Raw genomic sequence first — 17,033 nt, forward strand, 5'->3', positions numbered from 1 at the left:
CCAACATTTAATTTCAAGATAAAAGGGTGTATTGCTTCGGTCAAAGTCTTTAGGGGGTTCGATTATGGGATAGATCTATAAATATAATAATGGGACTATATATGATGCCTGAGTTTTCCTTACTTTTTCCCTTCGCTAAAATACTGCAAATTGGCGGCGCGCTTTTGCTTGGTTCGCTGATAACAGTATCCTCGGCACTGCCTTCTAACAAAGTTCCCCCTTCACCATCCGGTAGTAAAATTGCTGTAGCAAACCGCAGTGATACCACCATTACGCTGATTGATGTGGCCTCAGAAGAGAAACTACATATCGAATTGGAGCCCGGCTCTGAACCGATGTATGCGCAAAACCCTTATTACTCAGATGAGATCTGGATTGGTGATCGCGGTCATAGTCGTGTGTTGGTTTATGATGCACTACGTATCCGTAGGATTGCAGAAATTCCTACCGGCAACGGCGTATTCCATATGTGGAATCACGGTATCTTACGTCAGATGTGGGTCGTGAATGATATAGATAAAACTATGACGGTTATCTCACTGGATACCAAAGAGGTGTTGGCAACGGTAGCAATCCCAAGAGATCTTCACCGTAACTTTAAACCACATGACATCACGGTAACCGCAACTTCCGCCATCGTATCTCTGCTTGGCCCAGCTGGAGAGGACTCCTGGCTGGTTGAGTTTAGTGGGTCCACCTTTCAAGAAATAGATCGCCTTAAGGTACCCGGTGATCCACACCTGATGTACTGGGGTTTTGGGCTCAGTTATCTGTATGTAGCTTCTCAAACAGATGGCAAGCTTCTCAAAGTTGATCCCGACACACTAACTATTGAAGCGGAACTCAGTATTCCAGGCGCACATGGTATTTGGGCTAACGAACAGGAAGAGTATCTATATGTGAGTGACATCACCTCGAGTAGTGGTCAAGCCGCACTTTATACGATCAACATCAGTGATTTCACTATTGCACAAGGTTCACCAGTTGCAGCGGTCCTGCCGTATCCACATAACCTGATGGTGACAATAGATAATGACAAACTGTTTGTAACACATAGCAATACAGGCTCAGAATTTACTACCATCTACGATATTGATAAGCACGGAATCCCCAATAATGGTCGCATTGTAGCAACCGGCCATACACCATTCGGTATTATGTTGGTTCGTGATCCCGTGGTGAAGCACCGGAAAGATAAGTGATAAATAGTCTAAATTGATGTGGCGCAGAGGAGCTGTTGATTTCTATTCTTGATACCTTTTCTTCTTGCCTGCCGTCTTTGTGTAATTTTTAGCAACCTCACCCAATAGAGTTCGGTCTCATATTTTATTGGCTGTTATGCGATTTCTTTCATGGTCGGCCCCTGGATTTATCATTATCTGCTGTGTCGGCTTGTGGAGGCCTAAGTCCAAGTGGAGAAAAATATCATGGTAAATTTAAGCTAACTTGCACAATTGTACCAGTAATTCAGGCCTTCTTTCTTACTTACCATATTCATAGGATTTACGATAAGATTGCCCGGAAAATTTAAACCTCATCTTGCATTTGGTACAGAAAAGCATTTTCAGAATAGGTATAAGATAAAAGTCTAAACCTAGGTACCATTTGGTGTGACAACCCCTAAATATTCTCAATTAACTGAGAATATTTTTCGGCAGCCACTTCCTGTAAGTCTGTGTGATTGGCAGATGTGTAAATTTCGAATTTAATTAATACCAGCTGTATTTGAAATTGCCGCCTATTGGTGACCGGCAGGTCCAGGTCCATCTCTTGGTGTTGAGTCTGACAAATAAATTCGATTAAACCATTGTCCAAGGGGGCTTCTCAAGCTCTCGGGTCGCTATGAACTGAATTAGCTCTTTCCTGGGTGTGAGTATTTAAAGAATTATTATGAAGCTACGTGTTGAAGATAAGCAGGGTATCCAGTACGAAGTCAGGACAGCGGGGGGAGATGCGGTTGCATTCCCGATGCAGGTGGATGCCAGCCATTTACTTTCTATGTTCGACGATGCCGTTCTTGAGAAGATTTACACTCATTTCTTCCCACTCAATAGCAGTTTCCAAACCAATACCTTCGGCACGCCGTTTTCAGGGCCTGCATCCGAGCCCCCGAGCTATTTATCCATTCATGCGCGGGAAATTTACCGCGCTCTGGTACAGAATCGCCTAATTATCGAAGAGGCACCTGCTACTGCGGCGGGGCAGGAAAACCAGCAAACGAACTTAATCGTTAAAATCCGCCTGGGGTTACAGCAAATTATCGCCCAAGAGCGCGCCGAAGCGGCCCAGATCCAGCGGCAACACGAACAGCGCTCCACTCTGGAAAAAGTGGGCGCCTATATTGAAAGCGGAGCGACAGGTTTGGGCAATGCCGCCTGGGGCCTGGCGGTGTGGACTAAAGATGTGCTTGAAGTAGCGCTGATGCTGAATCCCATACGCCAATCCCATAAGCTGGGGGTTGCCACAGCGAACTACTTCCTACATGACAAGAGCTTCGAAGAGTCTCACCGGGAGAATGTCACTGCCTTGCAACGGGAAATCGTCGATGTTCTCGGCTTTGACCCCTCCTCAATCACCCGGCAGCAGCTGGAACTGGCTCTGGATGTTACCCAGCTTATTTACGATGACCCGGCTCTGCGCGATATTATTTTCCGCTTTGCCCAGGATTATGTAAAAGCCCAGCACAGCCTTGAAATGACCGAAATGGCCGGTGGTGGTGCCTTTGAGATTATTCTCACGATTGTTCTTGCCGCCGTTACCGGGGGTGTCGGTGCGGCTGCGGCGATGGTTAAAAATGCGCGCCTGCTGAAGTCGTTTGAAAAGGTTGGCGAGCTAATGTTGGATTTAGCCAAGCTGAAAAAACAGCGACTGCTGGACTCCAAGGAAAAAGGGGCCAAGGGCGGCAGCGCCAGCTTTTCTGACTTTAGCTCCACTGAGGCTGCCGTGCCCGAGAGCTCTGGCGGCCCCTCTTCCAGTAGTTCCAGCAGTAATCAAAACAATAGTAATTCCGACAGTAGCGCTAGCAGTAATTCAAATAGTAATCAGAATAGTCAAGCGAATAATACTAACGAGCCTGACAATAGCTCTAATGCAGCCGGGCAGACATCCAAAGGTGAGGTTGTACCCTGTGCAAAAAAATCCTGTTACAGCGGTGATCCAATTAACTTAAAAACCGGGGAGGAGTTTTTATCCCTGGTGGATGCGGTATTGGATGGCCCGCTGCCATTAACCCTAACCCGCTCTTATCGCAGCAGTAATAGTGAAGATTTTGGATTAGGCCATGGCTGGGCGCACACCTTAAACGAGCGCCTGATCCCGGGTAATAAAACCGTAAAGTTTTACGATGCCGAGGGTCGGGTAATTAGTTTACCGACACCGGGCAATAGCGGGCGAAGCCACAATGTGGTGGAAAAGCTATCACTGACTCGTATCAATGATGAGCACTGGGTGATCAGTCCCTACGGCGCCTTAAATGGCGTACAAAAACATTTCAAGGCGATAGGCGAGAGTGGCACTCTAAAACTTTCCGAAATTCGCGATGGTTACGGTAACTACTACCTGTTCCACTATATCGGCGAACGCCTGATTTGTATCGAGAGCAGTCTCGGCGAAGCCCTGCATATCAGCCCACCGGAAGGGCAGCGCAATAGCCTGCGCATGGGTGAGTTAAAGAAAGAAACCCGCGATGGCCACATTAAAATACTGGCTCAGTACGAATACAGTGATGAAGGCGACCTGATAAAAGCCACCGATGCGGATGGCTACAGTGAGTACTATGAATACCAGCAACATGTCATCTCTAAGCGCACCTTAAAAACCGGTTACCGCTTTTACTTCGAATGGGATAGAGAAGGCCCCTCGGCCCGCTGTATACGCCAGTGGGGCGACCCCATCGATGGGCAGGCCACCTACAACTACACGTTTGCCTGGGATGAGGATGGGCACGGGGTTACCGTGACCGATACCCGTGGTGGGCAGGAACGTTACCGCTTTAATGAGCGCGCCCTACCGATTTATCACCGCGACCCCGAGGGTGCAGAGACGCTCTACAGCTACAACGAGCTGGGTCAGGTAACCAAGGTCCAATTGCCCAGCGATAATGGCAGCCTGCGCGAAGAGATCTATAAGTACGACGATCAGGGCCGCTTAGTACAAAAGACCGATGCCGCCGGCAATAGCCACCGCATCGAATACAACAACGAAGGCTTGCCAGGCAAAGTCACCGACCCATCCGGTAACACCTGGCAGCGCGAATACAACAAAAACGGCCAGATCGTCGCCACCACTGATGCCCTCGGCAACAGCACCCGCTACAGCTATAACCCGGTCGGTCTGATCGGCAGCGTTACCGACCCCCTCGGCAATGCCACCCGCTATCTGTGGAACCCGGAAGGCAGGTTGGCTGCGATCCAAGACCCTATGGGCCGCAGCCAGCACTATCGCTATGATATGGCTCGCCGCCTGCAAGAAGTACAACACGCCCCCGGCCAAGTCACTCGCTATGAATACGACATCCAGGATCGTATCCGCGCGGTTATTACCCCAAATGGTGCCCGCACCCAGTACAGCTACAACGCTCAAGGGCTACTCTCGGAGGTGATGGATTCCGAAGGCCGCAGCACCTGCTACGCCTACGACGGCCTCAGCCAGGTTAGGGCGCGCACCAATCCGGATGGCAGCCGCCTGGAATACCACTACGACGGCGAGCGCAACTTGGTTGGCCTCACCAATGAAAATGGCGAGCGCTACCAGCTTAAATACGACCTCAACGAACGTCTCATCGAAGAAGTGGGCTTTGACGGCCGCGTAACCCGCTACGCCTATAACCGCGCCGGCCATCTTATCGCTTCAAGAGCGGTAACTGATCCTGATACCGGCAAAGGTATCGATACGATTTTTGAACGCGATCCTTTCGGTCGTATGTTGGAAGAAGTGACTCCTGATGGGATTACCAATTTCCGTTACAACCGCAGCGGTCAGCTAATTGAAGCGGAAAATAGCCACCGCAAACTGCGCTGGGAGTATGATGCCAATGGCCGCGTCACTGCGGACTGGCAGGGCAAGGAGAAGCTTAGCCACCAATACGATGTCGCCGGCAACCGTATTACCACGACCCTGCCCGATGGCGAAGCACTTAACTTCGCCTTTAACCCCGCCGGCCAATTCCAAAGCCTACACCGCCGCCCAGTCGGTGGTGATACCAATCAGCTGATTACCCGTATCAGTCACGATGAACTGGGCCGGGAGAGCCAGCGCCAGCATGGCAATGGCCTGGAAAGCCAGCGAGATTATGATCCTCAGGGACGGCTGCAAAAGTTACGTCTAAACAAAGCTGATGGCCCAGTCGCCGACCCAACTCAGAACTCTCACTCAATCCTGGAGCGTAGCTACCAGTACAACAAAGCCGGTCAGATCGCCAAGATTGAGGATAGTCTGCGTGGCACGCGCAGCTACCACTACGATGCCCTAGACCGCTTGACTCAGGTAGATGGCCCCAACCCCGAATATTTTGTGCACGATCCCGCACACAATATTCTCGCCGCCGCTAATTCAAAGGATGAAGCCAAACAGCAGGCCAGCTCTACTCAAGTTAAGAGCAATCGCTTAGCCTTCCGTGGCGATACCCATTACCGCTACGATATTCACGGCAACCGCATCGCCGAACTGCGTGGCAAAGGGCAGAAGCTGCAAACCCGCTACCACTATAACTGTCGCCAACAGTTGGTGCGGGTAGAAAAGCTTAAGCTGGAAGAAGGAGAAGAACAGCTTCAGCAAGAGGTCCACTACCAGTACGACCCGCTGGGCCGTCGTGTTGGCAAGGCAACTAACAGTGAACAAACCAGTTTCCTCTGGGATAGCGATGTCCTGCTTCGTGAAAACAAAGCTGATATCCACACCCGGCAGGACCTGAATACTCGGACCTACTACTTTGAACCGGGTACTTTCAAGCCGGTTGCGTTAAAGGAAGGCAACCAAGAGGAAGAGCAGGTTTACCACTACCACCTGGATCATCTGGGCACGCCGGATACCCTTACCAATCAGGAAGGTGAAGTAGTATGGAGTGTCGCCTATAAGAGCTATGGCAATATCGCTTTAGCCCATAAAAACCAGATAGAGCAGCCGATTCGTTTTCAGGGGCAGTACTTCGATCAAGAAACTGGCCTGCATTACAATCGGTTTAGGTACTATGATCCTGAAGCCGGGGAGTTTACTCAGCAGGACCCGATTGGATTATTGGGGGGGGGAAATAGTTATAAATATGTAAATAATCCGATAGAGTGGGTAGATCCGTTTGGATTACATCAAGTTCCCGTGGGAGGGGGAGGAAAATATATAGTTATTGGTGAAGGCCAGGCTGCGATAGAAGCATATGTAAAGAAAATAGCTAATGATTACCCAAATATTGAATATCGAACGATTAAAAAAGATTGGAATGTAATTCTAAGGAAATCTGGAGCTGGTGATGTAGAATTATTCTCAGAAGAATGGGAGAGAAGAGCAGTACAAGGTAATGCTGACTGGATTGAGGAAATGCATGATGAGGGGTATGAGTTCATAGATATTGGAGAAGATTCTTCTGCTAATAGAAGTCCGTTTTATATGGCGGAAAAGGAAAGAATAGAAAGTTTGGGAGCTAAGGTGCATAGAGCGCCCGGAAAAAGAGTTGCAGGTGCGCGGGAGGCGGCCCCAGAAAGTAAAAGGCCCCCTGCGAAATCAATAAAAGGTTGTAAAGAGAAAGGATGAATTCTATGTTTATTTCTTATGTTCCTACCAGGGATATAGATGCCTCCAAGGATTTTTATGAGAATAAAATGGGTTTTTCTGAAGATGATTATGGCTTTAAACTGAATATCTCTGGCTATGATGAAGTTAGAATACGGCCACAGATCAAGAAAATCCTCCCGCTTGAAAACTATTGTTATTTTAGGTATGAACTGAAAGATGGTTTTCTTAGTTATTGTAAAGAGCTAATGGATAAGGGGGTTGTATTTAAGGTGATTGCAATGACACCGGGGGGCTACTCTGGGATTATTGTCGATCCAGATGGAAATAAGATATTAGTAGAATGTGAAAATTATGAAGATGATAATTCTGTTGACCCAAATGAATGGGATTGTTATCGAAGATATTAGGATATAATAATGAATGATTTTCATGTGCCGGAAGAATTTATTCTATTGACGATTCAGAGAAATATTCCTGGACATCCAAAGAATAAAGAGCCGGAATCTAGTAACATTTCTGGATACCCATAGATCAGGATCACGAAACTGGAAAGGATCACGAAACTCACGAAACTCACGAAACTCACGAAACTCACGAAACTCACGAAACTGGACACCCAAAGATTGGCAATCCCCAAAGATTGGCAATCCTTGGACACTCTTCTGGAGAACAACAAAACAGGACATCCAAAGAATGGAGAATCGGAATCTAGGAAAAAATTTTTGCGCCACTACTTGGTGACTGGTATATCTGTCTCAAAATAGATGGCAATTTGGCGTTAAAAGATCTTTTGGGGAGTCCGTAGGGAATTAGGGGAAAGTAGAGTCGGGAGCGATGGAATCTAGGAGCAGCTGATAAGCGGATTTCTGTAATTTAGCAGGGGGTGGGGCTAAGAAAGCGCTGGCAATCGCGCAGCCCGTGTACCCAGCGTTTATTTTGCTGCGCACAGACCTGGCGTACCGCTTCCGCCGAGCCCACCAAGCGTTTAAAGCGGCTTTCAAAATTGCGGTTTAGATAGAGCCAGTGTTTTGGCGAAATACCCAGCCGATTTAAAATAGGTGGGATGTTCTCGGAAATAGCGCCGCGCTTTTTAGGATGAAGCTGCCGGCCACTCCAGTCTACCAGCTCTAAATAGTGATCCAGCTGAAAAGGCAAGCCTTTAGGCATATCCTGGCGCTCCCCGCCCACCAGTGGCAGTAGGCTTTTGGGCTGCTGGCCTGAGATGGCTGTGTGTATGCGTTGCTGGATCGAAGTGTAATCGGATTCTTCTGGAGTTTTAGCGATACCGGCACGGATAGGGTTGAGGTCCACGTAAGCGAGGCAGGCGGCAAGGGCTCTTTCATCCAGCAAGGCCTGAGACTTGAAACGCCCTTCCCAGAAACGACCGGTGCAGTTGTCCTCGGCATTGGCCTGGCGGGCGATGGACTCGTTCAGGCAGCGCATAGCCGCTTGAGGGTGGATGGAGTGTTTTCGGCAATACCACCCCGTTTTCTTGGATCAAAGTTTCGGCCACTCCACCAGCTCCAAATAATGATCCAGCTGAAAGGGTAGCCCTTTTGCTCTGTTCAGACGCTCGAAACCTGTGAATGTAGACACCTCAAAAATATTTTTGGCCATCCCCAAATTGACAAAAGCCTAACCCAGCTCACTTTGTAGAAATTTAATAAAAGCTCTTGTTTTCGCTGGCATCACTCTACCGCTAGGAATTAATGCGCTAATAGGTGGGCCTGGAATTACTTTCTCTGGGAATAACTCAACAACTTCGCCATTCTGGATGGCAGAACCAAGTGCAGTATCATACACTTGCGCTATCCCCATACCAGCCATCACTGCATCTACTAAAGTTCGCCCATCTCTAAATATTGCCAGAGGGGAAGGGGAGAGCTTGGTAACTGAATCATCATTTTCTAGAAACAACCAATCTCTTACTTTTCCTGTGGGCGCACGGAAGACAAGGGCATCATGCTCTCTCAATTCTTCCAGAGTCTTAGGTGTGCCTTTTTGTGCTAGGTATTTAGGTGAGGCACACAGAATACGTTTAGACTCGCACAGTGTTTTGGCGATAAAAGAACTATCCTCTAGCTCACCAATCCTCACAACTACATCCCACTCCCCTTTGATGGCATCCTCTAGGTTGTCAGAGAGGGAGACTTCCATCGTAACTTTAGGGTGTAATTGCGTAAAATCTTTTAAAGCAACGACAATATTTCTACCAATGCCTAGAGGTAAATTGACACGTAAGCGTCCGGCTGGCTCATCCTTTCTGGCATTCAGCAGTAACCTAGCGTCATTGATTGTTTCAATCGCATGTTTTGCGGCATCGAGAAATATCTTGCCTTCTTCTGTCAAGCTAATGCTGCGTGTTGTTCTATTGAATAACTTGAGATCCAGCTCCTCTTCAAGCTTCTTAATTGCCTTGCCTGCGCCTGACTTGGTTGAATTTAATGCGACTGCGGCCTTTGTAAAGCTCCCGTACTCAGCTACGGCAATAAACACAACTATCTCGTTCAAATGAGCCTGCTGAAACATCGATTGTGTCCCTAGTGGATACAGTGAGTCTCAAATTAGCATGTTTATAGTGCAAACCAAAGCAAATAATCTTGTCAACAGTGGCTTGGCGTAGAACTTAATTAGCGACCAGTTCGAAACTCACATGGTTGACCGCCCGGTCAAATTAAAAATTTACCCATAGCCCGCAATTGCAAATTTTAAATGATTAAAGGAATGGATTATGTCTCTTCAAGAGAAGTTAGATGCTTTTAAAGTGGTGTTCAAAAAACAAGCTCCAGAAAGTGCATTCGAAGCTTTTGCTCGGTCCTCCCGGGAGCTGGCTGAGAGTGGCCAAGTTGAACAATCGGTTAAAGTAGGGGAGAAAGCTCCGCACTTTGCATTGCAGGACTCTGATGGTAATCAAGTTGTCTCGGAAGAACTCCTTGCTAAAGGTCCCGTCATCCTGACATTCTATCGTGGAGTCTGGTGCCCTTATTGCAATATTGAGCTGCAAGCATTGGAAGAGGTTGCTGAGGAAATCAGGGCTCGCGGAGCAACTTTGGTTGCGATTTCAATGCAAGGGCCTGCGGAGAGCCGTAAATCTCAACGAGATAACAAGCTGAGCTTTCCAATCCTTACTGATCAGGGCGGTGAACTTGCGAACAAGTTTGGTATCCGCTGGACATTACAGCCCTATGTGATTGAATTTCACAAGATGTTCAAAGTTGAACTTCCGACAATTCACCGTGACGGGGAGTGGAACTTGCCTATGCCCGCAAGATATGTGATAGATACCGATGGATCGATTGCTTATGCAGAAGTGAATCCTGACTATACACGTCGCCCTGAACCAGCTGATCTGTTTCCCGTACTCGATAAACTAAGGGGCTGAACAATTCCGCAATACCCTGTGAGTCTTGGAGGCTACAGATGTTAGGCGTAGCGGGTTGCGAATAGTCCTAAACCTTTGCATAGCTACAGCGCAGCAGCTGTGGCCTTCAAGGCCGCCCTGCGGGGGCTTTCAGAGCGATTCAGGCTATGCATTGCGATTTTTAAAAGGTCTAGATATTCCTGCAAAGCCGCGCCCTGAAAGGCAGAGGCCTCCTGGGTAGCAAGAGGCCCTGCTGTCAGCACCGTATATCGAGAGGAGAATTGAGCAAGTAAAGCTGGAGTAGGGGAGATAGCCTCCTACTCTTGTATCTCCTAAATAGCCCCTCAAGCGGAGCCAGGAACTTCCAAGCTTTTGGCCAGTCCTATAGAGGTATTCAATAAGTACCAGCTCCAAGTTTAGATTAAGGATTTAGGCTAGCCTCCAAGGGGCTCAGGCTAGGAAGTAGATGGACCTCAAAACAACAATTTATCCATATAACCATCGTAAAATCATCGATTCTTGGCGTTTAACGATTTCATTAGCCCTTGCAATTGGTGTCCATGCAGTATTAGTTGCTATTCCGGTATCACTTACTCCAGATGTAGGTCCCAGCCCCTCTGCCACACACAGATTTAAGCTATTCGCGGGGAAGAATATTCAGGCCCCAGCAGCAGCGAACACAGATAAGGATAAAACCCGTCCTCCACCCAGCTCGGGAAAGCAAGGCCAGTCAGTGCGCGACACTGTAACAACGATGGTAAAGGATGAGCCAATTTCCACTCCCCCTCCTCAGGAGACTAAGCGCACCTCAGCGCCTTCGACAGTAAATCATAGAGTTATAGATACACCAGTAGCTCCTGGAGCAGAGCATCAACCAACTGTTTTTGATTCTGTTTTGGCGAAGAAGCTAGCCCGAGAGCGGAACAAAATCCGCAGATTTGAGCCTGTAGAGGCCAGATACAAGACTGCCACAGGGACTTTTACTCAGATCGGAGATAGGTGCTTTGATGTTAAGGAGACTTCCGCTGGAAGCACAGATAGTGATTTGAATTCATGGTTTAGGGCTAAATGCCCGAATAATTCCAGATCCCAGGCGGATATTGATCGACTGGCTGAGAAATATGGAATCTCATAAGACTCCTGCTGCTTGGAGATGCACTTCAGAGTTGAATGTAGGCGAATAAAAAGCAAGCGGGCAGGGGCCGTACCGGCTCTTTCAAGCTCGATATTTGGCCTTAGTACTATCGGCGGTGCGCAAGTTACTCGACTATATTGTCTGGCGTATGCATTTCGCTACGAATAATGCCGGGCGTTTTGGCGCGCCCTTGCATTCGGTCTGGATGATCACGCTCGTTAAAGCGTCGCAAACCTTCCGATACCTGTGCTCTGGACTCGGGATTGCTGAATAATCGGTTAAAGCATTCAGCTTCAATACGCAGGCCCTCTTTAAGATCTTGTCCATAGCCGCGAATGGCAGCTTCTTTATCGGAGTGAATTGCTGGTTGGGGCAGGGCAGAGATAAATTGTGCTAACTCAATTGCTCGATCTAAAGCAGCTCCCTTTGGCACTACTTCGTTGGCTAATCCAATGCGGTAAGCTTCTTCTGCATTGATAACTTTACCGGTAATGATTAATTCCAGTGCTCGCCCCATACCAACAATGCGTGGTAGACGCTGAGTGCCACCGTCAGCTAAGCCGATGTTCCAGCGGCGACAGGTCATACCAAAGGATGCATGCTCTTCTACAATACGCATGTCGGCATAACATGCCCATTCGAAACCGCCTGCATAGGCAATTCCGTTAACGGCTGCAATAATTGGCTTGTAAATATCAGTCCAGCGGGTTGGCCCTATAATACCTGGCGCTTCACCTCGATCATGCCGGGCAATATCGGCAGGCTCCATAGGGCATAAAACAGCAGTGTCAGGATCGGGGTGATTAGTGGGTTCAGTTGCAGCAAGGTTACTCTTCAAATCACCACCTGCACAAAAGGCAGAGTCCCCAGCACCGGTGATCACTGCAACTTTGGCTCCCTCATCGGTACGAAAGCGATCGAATGCGTCCACCAGCTCGCGGTGAGCGCGTGTGCCAATGCAGTTCTTAACCTCTGGACGGTTAAAGGTAATGATAGATACTGGGCCATTTTGTTCGTATTTTATATGATGATATTCCATGTCAGCAGACCTTTATCATGTGGCGTTGAAGTAATATCCAAAATCTAACTCTGATATGGCAAATAAGGTTTGTACCTTGTGTAGTCTAAGCACTATAGCGCACTGCGGAAGTTGCTATATTGATTCTCTCAGTGATACTGTGGTTCTCCGTGAGAACCCTGTGATCTGAGAAGCTGCTACACCCAGATAAATACTTGTGTGAGGATATGCCTTTGCCATCGTACATAATTCCAGTAAGGACACTGGATGGCTTTGCTACCAGTATCAGTATTGATGAAGATATTTATCTTATTTTGCTTAAGGACTTTGGTAGCGAGGCAGATTGCCGAGCCTGGATTCGCAAGCAAGCACAGCGTTTTGAGCGCGGCACCATTCTCACAAGAAGAGTGAGGCAATTATGCCTTCAGAGAGTCGTTAAGCCTTCTCTGCTTGGCAATATAGAGCTTGAAGCATGAATGAATTTTAGTACTCGGCAGGCGCAGGAACCCTGGTGGATAAGCCGGCGCCATACCGCAGTCAGGTATAACCAGAGCAGGGACAAACATGGATATCGGAAAAGCTGACCAAGAAAAAAGCTGAAATGTAGGGCCCATCAGAACCCCTGATATTTCCGATATTTGTGAATATCGGATATTTTATAAATGAGCCATTTTCCGTATAATTTGCCGCATTCCAACAACAACTTCATACCTCTATGTCTGCCTCCAATCAACCACCAGCACCAATCATCGACAACCTGAGCAACCTTGAAAATCCGTTTCGCTGTATCAGCTTTTCCGCCAGTCGTTATCTCGACAAGCCGATCCCTGGTGCTGATACCGATCTGGAGTTCACGCTTAAGTTTCTTTATAGCTACAACGGTAGCCAGGCAACGTTTAATAGTTATCGCCGTGAACTCGAGCGGCTGCTGCAATGGGCCTGGCGCATTGAGGAAACCTCAATCATGACTCTCAAACGGGAGCATATTGAAGAGTTTGTACAGTTCTGTATCGAACCGCCCATAGCCTGGATTGGGACTAAAAATGTTGCCCGGTTTAAACTGCAAAATGGCGAGCGTGTTGCGAATGCGGATTGGCGGCCGTTTGTGGTCAGTGTCTCTAAGGTTGAGTTTCGCGCAGGTAAGACGGCTTCTCCTAAGGAGTTTCGGCCATCCCAGGCCGCGATCAAGTGCATCTTTACTGCCTTGTCGTCCTTTTTTGACTTCCTCTACCAGGAAGGCCTCGTAGAGGCAAACCCTGTGGCGCTGATTCGCCAGAAAAGTAAGTTTGTACGGCGTGATCAACAAAGCCAGGTTGTACGCCGTATCAGCAACTTACAGTGGGACTATGTCCTGGAAACTGCGGAAATTATGGCCGAAGCATCGCCGGCAGATCACGAGCGAACATTATTTATTATGAACGCCCTATTCGCTATGTACTTGCGAATCTCTGAGCTGGTTGCCGATGAAAGATCGGCACCGGTTATGGGGGACTTTAAGAAAGATCGCGACGGAAACTGGTGGTTTCACGTTACCGGTAAGGGCAACAAAGGTCGTGCAATCACTGTTTGTGATGAAATGCTCAAGGCTTTGAAGCGATATAGAAACTATTTGCAGCTCCCTACTCTGCCCACTATCAATGAGCAGACACCCCTAGTGCAAAAGTCCCGCGGCAAAGGCCCTGTTACCAGTACTCGGCAGGTGCGCTTGATTGTACAAAACTGCTTTGATGCCGCGCATCAGCGTATGGTTGAGGAAGGTCTGGGCGAAGATGCTGAAGACCTCAAGGCGGCCACGGTTCACTGGCTACGCCATACGGGTATTTCTGAAGACGTGAAGTACCGTCCTCGCGAGCATGTCCGCGACGATGCGGGCCATGCCAGTATGGCTACTACTGATCGCTATATTGATTCCGATATGCGAGAGCGGCATGAAAGCGGAAAAAGTAAGCGGGTTAAAGAGGAGCGGTAATACTAGCGCCCTATTCTGCTGGCGGGCCTCGGCTATGTGCCGGGGAATTGATAAGGGATAGCGCCAATCAACAGACTGATTGGCGCTATCCCCCAGTTCTACAAGCAGCTATTTGTAGAATCGGGGGCACTTAATTACTGAGAGTTGGCTCTCAGGGTAACGCCAGAGTAGGCAGAGTAGCCGCGGATGCTGATGTACCAGGTGCCGGCGGCTGGGTTATTGATCGTACAGCTCTCATCATTGCCCCACAGGTAAGGACGGCAGTCGTACGCTGTACGGGTGGGTTGCTGGCCAAAGCGGACATAGAGGTCGGCATCTCCAGTGCCATCTTCTGACATGGCGCTTAGGATTGAAGCGCCGCTATCAACGTTGATGGCGAAGTGATGCCAATCATTGCGGGAACCGGAAAGGTTGGTTTCTTCCAGGTCGTCATCACCACCGCCACCGCCACCCACTGCGGCTACGGCTGCTGCTGCATCGACAATACCGGAACCACAACTATTGCACGTAGCCGGAAAACTCCTCGCCGTGCTGGTGAGAATCAATTCGACATCATCCGGGGTCAAACTGGGGTCTATGGAGTAGAGCAATGCCGCTGCACCAGCGACATGGGGGGCAGACATGCTGGTACCCTGGATAAAATTGTAACTGTCAGTGGTGGGGTCTGTAGCGCCAGCATTATAAGTGGAAAGGACGCCATTAGGATCGCCTGCAAAGCTCTGTTCCCCGCCCGGCGCTGCAACGTCTACCACACTACCGTAGTTAGAGTAGTAAGTGCGGCCTCCGCTGCGATTGGTTGCAGCAACGGTAATAACACCATTACAGCTGGCAGGAGTAAATAGGCTCGCATCCGCATTGCTATTGCCGGCGGAGACCACAACTGTGGCGCCGAGACTGCGAGCGGTATCAACCGCAGTTTGCATTGTAGTGCCACAACTGCCACCACCACCGAGGCTCATATTGAGTACGTGAGCAGGATTGGCGTTATTCGGTATGCCGCTGACAGAACCGCCCGCCCCCCAGATAACGCCATCGGCAACATCTGAAAGGTAACCACCGCAACGGCCAAGTACACGCACAGGAACGATCTTGGCCTCATAGGCGACACCGGCAATGCCTATATTATTGTTGGTAATTCCGGCGACTGTGCCGGAAACATGAGTGCCGTGCCAGCTGCTGTTTCTTGCAGAGGTACCACCACAGGTGCCGGCACTATACCAATCCCCAGGATCGGTAGCATCGCTATCGCGACCATCGCCATCCACAGAAACAAAGGTGTCATCGATCATGTCATAGCCGGGCAAAATATTGCCCACTAGATCGACATGGGGACGATAACCGGTATCGATTACAGCGACCACCGCCCCACTGCCCTGGGTGGTATCCCAGGCGGTCGGAAGGTTCAAGCCACCGGTAGACTCATAGTAATGCCATTGATCGAGGTAGCTTGGATCATTGGGGACAGCCATCGGTTGCATAATCCGATCCAGTTCTGCGTACTCGACATCCGGGTCCTGATTTAAACGGTCGATAATTTCATTCAATTCAGCTCTATTTTTCCGCTCTTCCAGGCGCATAACCTGAGCACCAGTCGCTATACGGCGAAGGTGATGCATCTTGTGGCCGGCTTGTCGGGAGGCTTTTGCAACTGTCTCCTCAGCCATGACTGAGGCCTGCCCAACCTTAGCGCCCTCTTTGTATTTAACAATGATACGATCCGTTAGCCGTGCGCTGCCCGCCTCTTCTGCATAAGTAGAAAAAGGCGTTGCGCATAACAATGAAAATGCACTTGCCAGGGCCGTCTTCTGCAAAAGAACTTTCAATGAAAATTTCATTATTGTCGTTTCTCCGAAGTTGTATTTACCCAGATGTAAAATAAGATTTTGACATCCAGCTACTTCTGAACTACCCCGCCTTGGCTAAATAAATCTAAAAAAGTAAAAGCTAAAGAGTGATCAAAACTTAAGCCATTTAGTCAGTTGAGGCGAGAGTGGCATCAGGGTTCCACCCGATACAAATGTATAACGACTTAGAAATTATTACCCTCAGTGGAGATGTTGAAGGTCGTGTAGTATATGGCGACAGGTTTATTTTTTTAATAAAAATTTCGGAGGGTATAGCTTTTTCGAAGAAAAGTTTTCTGCGATTTGCCGGGGCTACAACAAAAGTTTTGCGGAGCCTCAGATAAAGAAAGATCATTATTATTTCTTATGGAAATTAAGGGGGGTTGGGTCTAGAGCTCACTGTTTAATTTTAATCTCAAGGTTCTGGTCTATCGCCCTCGGATGTGCAGATAATGCGGTGGGGTGAAGAGAAAATGCGTTGAACTAGCTGTTTAAGCTCCCGGTTTGCAGGTTAGCCTTCTAAGGGATTTCTATAGAGTATAGAGGGAATAGTCTTTCAGAATCGCTGTCGAGTTAATACTTAAGGCTGAAATACCTTGTCTTTGAGTAGGAGATAAGTCAACCTTTTCAGGGGGCGGCAACTGTAAATTTCAAAACCTGTTTCACAGAGCTTTCAAGATGGCTCACTTTTAGTGCTACCGTTCTAGTTTCAATCATTCCCCTGCCGAGTTCGCCAAAAAAATCCTCTCTTAAATAAAAATCTATGCTTCTTTGACCGGGGTACTAACCTCTAATCGTGGCCATCCCCCTCTGCTGCAAGGCTGACAACTTTTTCCAGCAGCTCCCTGCCAATTCGTTTGTAATGGAATTCAGGTTCAATATAAAGCTCTTCGATTACCCCGTAATTGCCACCGGCATAAATAGCCGCAGAGTGAACCACTTGGGCGGTGTAGCCCTCCCCTCTTAACCTAAACAGGAAT

General features: G+C 48.5%; 12 protein-coding genes. 7 read left to right on the plus strand and 5 right to left on the minus strand.

Annotation, left to right across the window (positions count from 1 at the left end; all coding sequences use genetic code 11):
* The first annotated feature begins 101 nt into the window (after nt 1–101).
* The 3 genes from ACJJIF_RS04350 (at nt 102) to ACJJIF_RS04360 (ending at nt 7,133) form a co-directional block, all read left to right on the plus strand.
* Nucleotides 102–1,202: a YncE family protein gene (locus tag ACJJIF_RS04350; protein WP_444931020.1), complete on the plus strand. Its 1,101-nt coding sequence runs from the start codon at nt 102–104 to the stop codon at nt 1,200–1,202.
* A 688-nt stretch (nt 1,203–1,890) separates the two neighbouring features.
* Nucleotides 1,891–6,744: an RHS repeat-associated core domain-containing protein gene (locus ACJJIF_RS04355; protein ID WP_444931021.1), complete on the plus strand. Its 4,854-nt coding sequence runs from the start codon at nt 1,891–1,893 to the stop codon at nt 6,742–6,744.
* Nucleotides 6,741–7,133, plus strand: a complete 393-nt coding sequence (locus tag ACJJIF_RS04360; protein ID WP_444931022.1) for a VOC family protein — start codon at nt 6,741–6,743, stop codon at nt 7,131–7,133. Before ACJJIF_RS04355 ends, ACJJIF_RS04360 begins: the two co-directional genes overlap by 4 nt.
* A gap of 466 nt (nt 7,134–7,599) precedes the next feature.
* On the opposite strand, the gene ACJJIF_RS04365 is transcribed toward ACJJIF_RS04360, so the two are convergent.
* Nucleotides 7,600–8,169 carry a hypothetical protein gene (locus ACJJIF_RS04365; protein ID WP_444931023.1) on the minus strand — a complete coding sequence of 190 codons (570 nt, stop codon included), beginning with the start codon at nt 8,167–8,169 and terminating at the stop codon, nt 7,600–7,602.
* Between the two features lie 192 nt (nt 8,170–8,361).
* Nucleotides 8,362–9,237, minus strand: coding sequence for a LysR family transcriptional regulator (locus tag ACJJIF_RS04370; protein WP_444931024.1), 876 nt, complete (start codon nt 9,235–9,237; stop codon nt 8,362–8,364).
* Between the two features lie 220 nt (nt 9,238–9,457).
* On the opposite strand from ACJJIF_RS04370, the gene ACJJIF_RS04375 reads away from it, so the two are divergent.
* A complete protein-coding gene (locus ACJJIF_RS04375; RefSeq protein ID WP_444931025.1) occupies nt 9,458–10,108 on the plus strand; it encodes a peroxiredoxin-like family protein in 651 nt (216 codons plus the stop codon).
* 445 nt (nt 10,109–10,553) lie between these two features.
* Complete coding sequence (locus ACJJIF_RS04380) at nt 10,554–11,222, plus strand: hypothetical protein (protein WP_444931026.1); 669 nt, start codon at nt 10,554–10,556, stop codon at nt 11,220–11,222.
* 124 nt (nt 11,223–11,346) lie between these two features.
* On the opposite strand, the gene ACJJIF_RS04385 is transcribed toward ACJJIF_RS04380, so the two are convergent.
* Entirely contained in the window at nt 11,347–12,261 is a 915-nt protein-coding gene (locus tag ACJJIF_RS04385) for an enoyl-CoA hydratase/isomerase family protein (RefSeq protein ID WP_444931027.1), read from the minus strand.
* A gap of 212 nt (nt 12,262–12,473) precedes the next feature.
* Between ACJJIF_RS04385 and ACJJIF_RS04390 the strand changes: the two genes are divergently transcribed.
* A complete protein-coding gene (locus ACJJIF_RS04390; protein ID WP_444931028.1) occupies nt 12,474–12,716 on the plus strand; it encodes a hypothetical protein in 243 nt (80 codons plus the stop codon).
* A gap of 239 nt (nt 12,717–12,955) precedes the next feature.
* Entirely contained in the window at nt 12,956–14,209 is a 1,254-nt protein-coding gene (locus ACJJIF_RS04395; RefSeq protein ID WP_444931029.1) for a tyrosine-type recombinase/integrase, read from the plus strand.
* 134 nt (nt 14,210–14,343) lie between these two features.
* Here the strand turns inward: ACJJIF_RS04395 and ACJJIF_RS04400 are convergent, their stop codons facing one another.
* Together ACJJIF_RS04400 and ACJJIF_RS04405 are read right to left on the minus strand one after the other, a co-directional pair.
* A complete protein-coding gene (locus ACJJIF_RS04400) occupies nt 14,344–16,044 on the minus strand; it encodes a S8 family peptidase (RefSeq protein ID WP_444931030.1) in 1,701 nt (566 codons plus the stop codon).
* Between the two features lie 799 nt (nt 16,045–16,843).
* On the minus strand, nt 16,844–16,993 hold the full coding sequence (locus tag ACJJIF_RS04405; protein ID WP_444931031.1) for a GNAT family N-acetyltransferase: 150 nt from the start codon (nt 16,991–16,993) through the stop codon (nt 16,844–16,846).
* Nucleotides 16,994–17,033: the final 40 nt, after the last annotated feature.

Source organism: Microbulbifer regidiadema (SeqCode), assembly GCF_052467605.1.

What these genes read in the sequence shown, in the direction of transcription:
- ACJJIF_RS04350 (WP_444931020.1), top strand. Translation starts at nt 102, where the DNA reads ATGATGCCTGAGTTTTCCTTACTTTTTCCCTTCGCTAAAATACTGCAA.
- ACJJIF_RS04355 (WP_444931021.1), top strand. Translation starts at nt 1,891, where the DNA reads ATGAAGCTACGTGTTGAAGATAAGCAGGGTATCCAGTACGAAGTCAGG.
- ACJJIF_RS04360 (WP_444931022.1), top strand. Translation starts at nt 6,741, where the DNA reads ATGAATTCTATGTTTATTTCTTATGTTCCTACCAGGGATATAGATGCC.
- ACJJIF_RS04365 (WP_444931023.1), bottom strand. Translation starts at nt 8,169, where the DNA reads ATGCGCTGCCTGAACGAGTCCATCGCCCGCCAGGCCAATGCCGAGGAC.
- ACJJIF_RS04375 (WP_444931025.1), top strand. Translation starts at nt 9,458, where the DNA reads ATGTCTCTTCAAGAGAAGTTAGATGCTTTTAAAGTGGTGTTCAAAAAA.
- ACJJIF_RS04380 (WP_444931026.1), top strand. Translation starts at nt 10,554, where the DNA reads ATGGACCTCAAAACAACAATTTATCCATATAACCATCGTAAAATCATC.
- ACJJIF_RS04385 (WP_444931027.1), bottom strand. Translation starts at nt 12,261, where the DNA reads ATGGAATATCATCATATAAAATACGAACAAAATGGCCCAGTATCTATC.
- ACJJIF_RS04395 (WP_444931029.1), top strand. Translation starts at nt 12,956, where the DNA reads ATGTCTGCCTCCAATCAACCACCAGCACCAATCATCGACAACCTGAGC.
- ACJJIF_RS04400 (WP_444931030.1), bottom strand. Translation starts at nt 16,044, where the DNA reads ATGAAATTTTCATTGAAAGTTCTTTTGCAGAAGACGGCCCTGGCAAGT.